The sequence below is a fragment of the Leisingera sp. ABD4_442 genome (genome assembly GCF_056160905.1).
Map to the genome: position 1 here is coordinate 1 of NZ_JBSWYB010000069.1, position 8562 is coordinate 8562.

An 8562-nucleotide genomic window follows, 5' to 3' on the forward strand; every position below is an offset into this window, starting at 1 on the left:
TATTGGACCAACCTCAACAGCTTGCCACGAAGCAGGCTGTTGGGGGTGGGGCATCCACACCATCAGTGTCCGATTTTCGGGGAGTAGCTCAATAACCGCCTTCTCAAACGTCCAGCCCAGAATGTGACTTTGGCCTATTGCTGGGCTCACGCGCGACGCAAGCTGCATGATGTTACCCAATCCGGCGAGGCCCCAATCGCGCAGGAAGGACTGGCCCAAATCCAGGCACTCTATCGCATCGAAAAAGACCTGCGCGGTCAAACAGCCGACCAACGCAGGGTCGCACGGCAGGAACGTTCAAAACCCATTATCGACGCATTCGAGATTTGGCTCGCACAAAGCCGCGCCCGCGTCTCCTCAAAGTCACCGACCGGGGAGGCCCTGAAATACATCGCCAAATACCGAGACGGCCTTTGCCTGTTCCTCAGCGATGGTCGCATCGAGCTCGACAACAATCCCGTCGAGCGCACCATCCGTCCCATCGCCCTGAATCGCAAAAACGCGCTCTTCGCCGGACATGATGCGGGCGCACAAAACTGGGCCGTCATCGCGTCACTGATCGAGACCTGCAAGCTCAACGGGATCGAAACACACGCCTAGGCGAGATGACGGCTGAAGAACGTGTAATCATCAAGATGATCGTGGAATGGTCCGAAAGCCCCAAGTACGCCCGAAACTGGCTGATAAAAAGCACCACGCATTCGACGGCAGACGGCCGATTGACCTCTGTAACAGTGGTGAGGTGTTTCGCGTAGCTCGTTGCATTCGAGACTTGAAACACGAATCTTGGAAGATGTGAACAGTATCTCTGCTATGAGCTAGGATGGCTCCGACTCCCAGGAGGCAACCTGTCCAGGCCGACAAGCCTCAGCATGCAAAAAGGCACGATCTCAACCGGCAGTGTCGTGCTTGGCGTAGACGAGGTTGCCCCCAGCGTCGAGGCCAACTCCGCGGCCGAGTGACTGGCGCCGGGCAAAGAAATCCTCTTCAGCTTCCGACGGACGCTTCATCTTTTCAGTGAATACATCCAGCCATGCGGTTTCCTCATCACCAAGCAGTTGGCAGGCGGCGAGCTTGCCTTCGAGAGCGGCAGTAATGCGGGCATAATCGAAGCTGCTGGAGCGTTCGATAGCCCGACCAATTTTCAGCCAGTGGGTGACCTGACCAGCTATGGAGCGGCCATTCATTCGTGCCTCATGGCGGACCATGGTCATAATCGCATCGGCAAGTTTCACGGATTGAGCCATGTTTGCCTCCTGAACTGATTAATGGGTATCGACATGCCATCTTAGAGTCAAAGTTTGGACGTCATTGGCCCGCGGGAGGCCCAGCTGGCTGACGGCGATGCAGGAAGCAAGGGCGGCAGATTTGCTCACTTTTCTTGAGTTAAGAAGCTACAATCTAGGAGGTCTTTGTCAGATATTCACCTAGCCCATCAGGGCAACGGTAGCTTCGAGCCCTTGGACAATGACAAAAATGCTGCTTTGGTCCTCGGCAAGGGCCAGCTCCTTGGCTGAAAACATGTAAAACGGCACGGCGAGCATAGAGAAAGTCAGTGAAAAGGTAAGCACCTGCGCCCGCCAGGTCAGCAGGCAGCGGAGCAGCGCGCCGTAGGCGGCGGCAAGTGGACACTCCAGATCGCCCAGGTTGCGCTTGCGGTAGGGGCCTGGACGAACGTCAAAAACAGGGCCAGATCGGGTGGGACTACCGTCTGCAGGGGGAGAAATGATTCTTCAAGCTATGCCCTTGATCGCCCAGAAGGCGGTGTCGAACAGGGCGGGCAGCGGTAGAATTCGCCAGTAAATGCGAGCCGCTCCGTCCGCAGCAATGCCGGCGGAGCAAAGACGGCCGCACAGTTTCAAGGAAGTTCCGGAATGGTCTGGAACAGGAGAATGGAAGGCCGGAACCTTCCATTTGTTGCGTTCAGTCTGCGTCGGCAGCGCCCTCGGCCCGAAGCCGGGCGCGGCGTGCGCGGTAACTGGGCAGCACCACCAATATGACGGCCAGACCCAGCAGGCCGAGGGTCATCGGCCGTTCCAGGATGAATGCCAGCCCGTCATAGAGCTGCATGGAGCGGGCAAAGTTGTCCTCCAGCATCGATCCCAGGATGAAACCAATCAACAAAGGTGCCAGCGGATAGTCCGCAAACCGTAGCACCGTCGCGCAGATACCCAGTCCGACCAGGATCAGCAGCTCGGTGGCGTTGTTCTGTCCGATGTAGGCCCCCATCAATGTAAAGAACAGAATGAAGGGGATCAGGTAGTTGCGCGGCACCGCCAGAATCTTGGCGATATAGGGGATCAGCGGCAGGTTAAGGATCAGCAAGATCAGGTTGCCCAGATACATTGAGATGATCACCGCCCAGAAGATCTGCGGTTCGTCCACCATCAGCCGCGGTCCTGGCGAGACATTGAGCGCAATCAACGCGCCCAGCAGGATCGCCGTGGTGCCGGAACCCGGAATGCCAAGCGTGAGGAGCGGCACAAAGGAGCCGGTGCAGGCGGCGTTGTTGGCGCTTTCCGGTGCAGCCAGGCCCTTGACCGAACCCTTGCCGAATTGCTCCTGTTCTTCCTTGGAAGCAATGTTGCGCTCCACAGCATAGCCGAGGAAGGAGGCGATGGTTGCCCCTGCGCCGGGCAGGACCCCGATCAGGAAGCCCTGGATCGACTGGCGCCCAATGACCGGGGTGATCGCCTTGGCATCATCTTTGGTGATGCGCAGGTCCTTGATTTCGCTGCTGCCGTCTCCGGTGTTCGAGCGGGAGGGGTCCAGCACCAGATACATCGCCTCGGGCAGGGCAAACATCGCCATTGCCAGGGTGATGAAGCCAAAGCCGGATTGCAGATCCATGATGCCCATGGTGAAGCGCGGCATGTTGAACAGCGCGCCTTCGCCCACTGTGGCCATGATCAGCCCCAGCAGAGTCATCAAGAGCGCCTTGCCAACTTGGCCGGAGCCTGCAAAGGCGGCAATGGCCGAAAGGCCGACCACCATCAGGGCGAAGTATTCGGCAGAGTGGAACAGCAGCGCCACAGTCGCCAAAGCAGGCGCAAAGATCATCAGCAGGATGGCCCCGATGGTGCCGCCCGAGAAAGACGCGATCGCCGCCACCGTCAGCGCCTTGCCGGCCTTGCCCTGGCGCGCCAGCGGATACCCGTCGAACGAGGTTGCCACCGTTGAGGCGACCCCTGGCGCGTTGATCAGGATCGACGAGGTGGAGCCGCCGAAGATCGCGCCGTAATAGACGCCTGCCAGCAGGATCAGCGCGGCAGAGGGATCGCCGATGGAGATCGCCACCGGGATCATGATGGCGATGATCGACATCGGCCCCAGCCCCGGCAGCATGCCGATGAAGGTGCCAATCAGGCAACCGCCGATGACCATCAAAAGATTGGTGAGGGAAAAGGCCGTTCCTAGCCCGACCATAATGCCTTCGAGCATATCAGCCTCCGTTTGTCAGAAGTGCAGGCCAAGGGCTGAGGAAGATCCCCAGCACTTCCTGTACCAGATACCAGACCACGCCTGCGGCTCCGGCTGCGACTGGCAGCAGGATGTGCAGTTTGCGTTCGCCAAGAACACAGGCGCCTGCGATCAGGAAGCCCGTGGTCGCGGGAAGGAAACCCGCAGGCCGCAACAGCAGCGCGTAAGCCACCATCAGCCCCAACAGTGTCAGTGCTTGGCTTAAGTTGTAATCTGTCAACCGGCGGTAGTTGATGTCCATAGGCTTCGGGTCGTCAGCCCCCTTCTCGAACCCCAGCAGTACATAAAGCGAGACAAGAATGGCCATGACCGACAGGATCTTGGGAAAGGTGCTCGGCCAAATCGGGTTGCGTTTCATGAATGGCGGCAGGGCTGCGTCCATAGTGAAAAATGCAGCATAGCCATAAGCGAGGCAGATCATCAGGATGACCAAGGCAATCCAGCGGTCGAGTGCCATTTCCTCCTCCTTCGATTTATTGATTTGTTGGCTGTGGGCCACGCCGCCCAGCAGAAAGCCGTGCCGCCACGAGGCGGCACGGTGGATGCGTTACAGGAAGCCGAGTTTCTTCATCAGATCGCCGATGACCTGTTCCTGACCTTCCAGGAAACTGCGGAAGTCATCACCGGAATTGTGGATGTTCACCCAGCCATTTCGGGTACGAACCTCTTCCCATTCTGCAGTGCCGTACATCTTCTCCAGCGCAGCCTGATACGCAGCCAGCTTGTCCTCGGGCAGTCCCGGCGCCGCAAAGAAACCGCGCCAGTTGACGAAGGTGGTGTCGAGTCCTTGCTCCATCATCGTGGGAGCGTCCGGGTAGCTGTCGACCCGCTCCTCCGAGGTGACACCGATAATCTTCACTTCGCCCGCATTGGCCAAGTCAATGGCCTCAGAAAAGCCGGTGCTGAGTGCAGCGATCTCGCCGGACAGCAGAGCCGCCATGGCCTTACCGCCCGCATCATAGGGAATGTATTTCACAGCCGTTGGGTCTTCACCCGCGGCCTGCATAACCATGGCCGCAACCAGGTGGTCCATGCCTCCCGGAACCGAGCCGCCGCCAACGGCCGTGCCGCGCGGATCTGCCTTGTAGGCTGCCAGCAGGTCATCCATCGAATTGATCGGGCTGTCCTTGCCAACCACAAAGGCCGCGTAGTCGCCGATGGTGCCCGCTACCAGCGTCAGGTCGCGGAAGTTCTGTGGAAACACACCGGTCAGCGAGCGGATCACGATGGGTGTTGAATTCACCATCAGCGTGCCATGCTGGCTGGCGGCGTTTTCGATCAGATAGCCGATGGCCTTGCCACCGCCGCCACCGGACATGTTTTCGTAAGACGTCTTGCCCACCAGGCCGGAAGCGGTCAGCGCTTCGCCAGTGCCGCGGGCCGTGCCGTCCCAGCCGCCGCCTGCGCCGCCCGGAATCAGAAAGTGGATGCTGTCCAGTACCTTCTCTTCCGCATGTGCCGGTGCACCAAAGGCCAGCGCTGCGGCGGTCGCCGCAATAGCGGCCCGGCGCGTCAGAGTCCATTTGCTCATTTTGTCCTCCCATTTGACAAATCGCGGTCACGCCGCTCATGACTGAAAGAGAGCACAGTAAGCTGACATGGACCTGTCACGGGCCTGTCTGGAACGGCATGGAAAGGACCTGGACCCATGCGCTTCCTCCTGGTTGAGGACAACGAAAGCCTGGCAAACGCCATCCTGGACCGGCTGCGGCTGGACGGGCATGTGGTGGATCATGCACCCAACGCCGGCACTGCCGCAGCATTTTCCGACACTACCGATTACGATTTGATTTTATTAGATATTATGCTTCCGGACGGCGACGGACGCAGTTTCCTGAAAACACACCGGGAGCATCAGAAGGAAACCCCCGTCATCGTCCTGACTGCCCGTTCCGAGGTCTCGGACCGGGTCGGGATGCTGGACCTTGGCGCGGATGATTACATCACCAAGCCGTTCGATTTTTCCGAGCTTGAAGCCCGCTGCCGGGCGGTGCTGCGCCGCCGCGGCGGCGGCAGTTCCAACCTGCGCCGATTCGAAAATCTGCAGTTCGATCCGATGGCGGGGACGGTTACTACGGGGGCCAAAACCATCACTCTGCGCAACAAGGAGCTGCGCTTGCTGGAGGTGTTTCTGAATGCGCCTGACCGGATTTTCTCCAAATCCAAACTGGTGGACCGGCTGTTTTCCTATGACGAGAATGTCTCGGAAAACGCCATCGAAGTTTATGTTGCCCGGCTGCGCAAGCATCTGGCCGGTTCCGGGGTGCAGATCACCACGGTGCGCGGCCTTGGGTACCGGCTGTCCCTGGGATGAGCACCGGGGTCAATCTCAGCGGCTCGATCCGCCGCCGGCTGCTAGCCCAGCTTGTTGGAAGCGCAGCGCTTTTAGCGGCGCTGCTGTTCTTTGCGGTTCTCGGCTTTGTCCGCAATGTTGCAGAAGAAAGCCACGACCGGATTCTGCTGGCCTCGGCCACTTCCATTCTCGACTCGGTGTCGGTTCAGTCCGGCGAGATCACCGCGGATATTCCCTATGCGGCGCTGTCCATGCTGGGCAATGTGAGCGACGACCGGGTGTTTTACAGGATCGCCCGCCCAGGAGGCGTACTGACCGGATATGAGGACCTGCCGGCAGGCCAGGAGCCAGTTCGGCCGGGGCAGCCGCATTTTGAAACCGTCGAATACAAGGCAGAAAGCATCCGGGTTGTTACCTTGTCGCGCCGTATGTCTGTTGAGGGCGTGCCGGTTCCGGTGCAGGTCTCCGTCGCCCAAACCCGGTCCGGACAGGCGGCATTGCTGGAACAGCTTTCCTGGTCTGCGCTCTACATTGGCACGGGCTTCTTTGTGCTGGCTTCCGCGCTGGCCTTCTGGTCCGCCCAGTCCAGCATCAAACCGCTCCGGTCGCTGACCGAGGCGATCTCCCGTCGCGGACCCAAAGATTTGCGCCCGGTGACCCGCCCGGTGCCATCTGAAATGTCACCGCTGGTGTCTTCGCTCAACAGCTTCATCAGCCGTCTGCAAACCTCGCTGGCCCGGTCCGAAGATTTCATTGCAGAAGCTGCGCACCGGGTGCGCACGCCGCTGGCCACGGTGCGCACCCAGGCCGAAGTCACTCTGATGCGGGTGGAGGAAAAGAACAACCGGGCCAGCCTGCGGGAAATGATTCGCGCCATCGACGAAAGCTCGCGGGCGGCGGGGCAGTTGCTGGATCACGCAATGGTGTCGTTTCGGACAGACAGCCTGGAACAGAAGGACGTCAATTTGAACGAACTCGCCTGGGACCTGGCAGAGCGGTTGCAGCCGGTGGCAGAGCTGAAGGACATTGTCCTGCATTTCGAAAGCGACAGCCCAGCTTGCATAAAAGGTGATGGCATTCTTTTACAAAATGCAGTCCGTAACGTTTTGGACAATGCCATCAAGTATTCAGACCAGGACAGCGAGATCTGGGTCCGTGTGTGTGGTTCCAGCGCACAAAGTTGCATAGAAATCGAAGACCAGGCTGGCGGGTTCGTTGGCGAGGACACCGAGGCTCTGACTCGCCGGTTCGTTCGCGGCGCCAATGCTGAAGGCACAATTGGCTCCGGATTGGGGCTGACAATTGCCCGAGAAGTCGCTGAGGCCCACGGCGGAAGCTTGTTAATTGAAAATAGCCAAACAGGAGCAGGTGCTTGCGTAACGCTTTGTTTTCCCTCGCCCTGAGCATTCTCGCCATTGCGGCCCAGGCCGCAGTCGGCTTTGAAGTGGAAGAACGGCACTGGATCGGCCCGGAAGACGGTACGCCGCTGCGGGTGATTTCGACCACGGACACGGAAATTCTTGCACCGCTGATCGAAAGCTATCTGCAGAAACATCCGGGGATTGCGGTGGATTACACGGTTGCTAACAGCGGTGAGGTAATGAAAGCAGTCCTCGAAGGCGAAGAGCAGTTCGATGTTGCTCTGTCTTCGGCAATGGACTTGCAGACCAAACTGGCAAACGATGGCTTCACCCTTCCGCATAACTCTATTGCTACTGCCTTGATTCCAGAGTGGGGGGAATGGCGCAGCCATGTATTTGCGATTTCGCTCGAGCCCGCGTCAATCGTGCTCTCCTCGGCTGCATTTTCCGGCACCGGTCCGCCGCGTACACGGCAGGACCTGATCGCACTGCTGCGCGCGCAGCCGGAGCGGTTCCAGAAAAAAGTAGCCACCTATGATGTATCGCTCAGCGGGCTGGGATACCTCTTTGCGACACAGGACGCCCGCACTTCAGAAACCTATTGGCGGCTGATGGAAGTGCTGGGCAGCTTGGAGCCGCAGTTGCTCTGCTGCTCGGCCAGTATGATAGAACGAGTCGCTTCGGGAGAGGTCTTGATAGCTTACAACGTGTTAGGCAGCTATGCGCGCGCCCGGCGGGATTTGGCAGACAAAATTATTGTCGTTGATCCGGAAGACTATACGCACTTGATGATGCGGTCCGCGGTTCTGCTGGAAGGCAGCGCGCGGCCAGAACTTGCCAAGACCTTTGTGGATCATCTGATTACCGCAGCTTGGTCACAACCGCCGGCTGCGGTTTATCCCTTCAGCAAGCCGCCTGTTGCCTTTGTTGACACCGCAAGCCCGAAACGGCCCATCCAGTTGGGTCCTGGCCTTCTGGTGTATCAGGACACCGAGAAGCGTAGGCGTTTTATGGCGGAGTGGTTTAGCGCAGTGCGAAAGAAGTAAGCCAGTTGCCTAGGCCGCAATCTTATTGAATTTCAGAACTAGGAGATAAAGGTGGCAGCGAGTACCAAAAAAGCTCTTCCCCTTGCTTCACTGGCGGGTGGGAGTTCACCAATAATCCCTGTTGCAGCAGAAAGGCCCTGTGAAACTTTGGGGTTGGGCTATGCACATTGTTCCCTGTTGAGGGGGCTGGACCGAAGCAAACATCCAGAAATAATCTGCTTCCCTTCGCTTGACCGGTTGCGTGCCGCATTTTGAAGTCCGGAGTGTCTCCGCCAAGAGCGCCAGATTGCGTAGGGTCAGGACCCATTGATTTTCACTTGGCGGCGTGATTCACGGTTCGAAAACCGAGCGGTGAACATGTCTGATCTTTTCTGGCTGACAG

At 58.7% G+C, this 8562-nt stretch carries 7 protein-coding genes and 1 pseudogene; 4 read left to right on the plus strand and 4 right to left on the minus strand.

Annotation, left to right across the window (positions count from 1 at the left end; genetic code table 11):
• Nucleotides 1–93: 93 nt before the first annotated feature.
• A pseudogene (tnpC, locus tag ACXAHG_RS23150) lies at nucleotides 94–588 on the plus strand (IS66 family transposase); the annotation flags it as partial.
• 302 nt (nucleotides 589–890) lie between these two features.
• On the opposite strand, the gene ACXAHG_RS23155 reads toward tnpC, so the two are convergent.
• From ACXAHG_RS23155 to ACXAHG_RS23170, 4 genes are all read right to left on the minus strand, one after another.
• A complete protein-coding gene (locus ACXAHG_RS23155; protein WP_475061126.1) occupies nucleotides 891–1247 on the minus strand; it encodes a TA system antitoxin ParD family protein in 357 nt (118 codons plus the stop codon).
• Between the two features lie 676 nt (nucleotides 1248–1923).
• Nucleotides 1924–3441 carry a tripartite tricarboxylate transporter permease gene (locus ACXAHG_RS23160; RefSeq protein ID WP_475061129.1) on the minus strand — a complete coding sequence of 506 codons (1518 nt, stop codon included), beginning with the start codon at nucleotides 3439–3441 and terminating at the stop codon, nucleotides 1924–1926.
• Nucleotide 3442: 1 nt separating this feature from the next.
• Entirely contained in the window at nucleotides 3443–3937 is a 495-nt protein-coding gene (locus ACXAHG_RS23165) for a tripartite tricarboxylate transporter TctB family protein (RefSeq protein ID WP_475061131.1), read from the minus strand.
• 90 nt (nucleotides 3938–4027) lie between these two features.
• Nucleotides 4028–5011 carry a tripartite tricarboxylate transporter substrate binding protein gene (locus tag ACXAHG_RS23170; protein WP_475061133.1) on the minus strand — a complete coding sequence of 328 codons (984 nt, stop codon included), beginning with the start codon at nucleotides 5009–5011 and terminating at the stop codon, nucleotides 4028–4030.
• A gap of 117 nt (nucleotides 5012–5128) precedes the next feature.
• Here ACXAHG_RS23170 and ACXAHG_RS23175 point away from each other — a divergent pair, with 117 nt between their 5' ends.
• From ACXAHG_RS23175 to ACXAHG_RS23185, 3 genes are read left to right on the plus strand one after another with little or no spacing between them, the layout of a single operon-like run.
• Entirely contained in the window at nucleotides 5129–5794 is a 666-nt protein-coding gene (locus tag ACXAHG_RS23175) for a response regulator transcription factor (RefSeq protein WP_475061135.1), read from the plus strand.
• The gene (locus ACXAHG_RS23180; protein WP_475061137.1) at nucleotides 5791–7176 is read left to right on the plus strand and encodes a sensor histidine kinase; all 1386 of its coding nucleotides are present in this window, start codon (nucleotides 5791–5793) and stop codon (nucleotides 7174–7176) included. Before ACXAHG_RS23175 ends, ACXAHG_RS23180 begins: the two co-directional genes overlap by 4 nt.
• Nucleotides 7146–8180: an ABC transporter substrate-binding protein gene (locus tag ACXAHG_RS23185; protein ID WP_475061140.1), complete on the plus strand. Its 1035-nt coding sequence runs from the start codon at nucleotides 7146–7148 to the stop codon at nucleotides 8178–8180. Before ACXAHG_RS23180 ends, ACXAHG_RS23185 begins: the two co-directional genes overlap by 31 nt.
• Nucleotides 8181–8562: the final 382 nt, after the last annotated feature.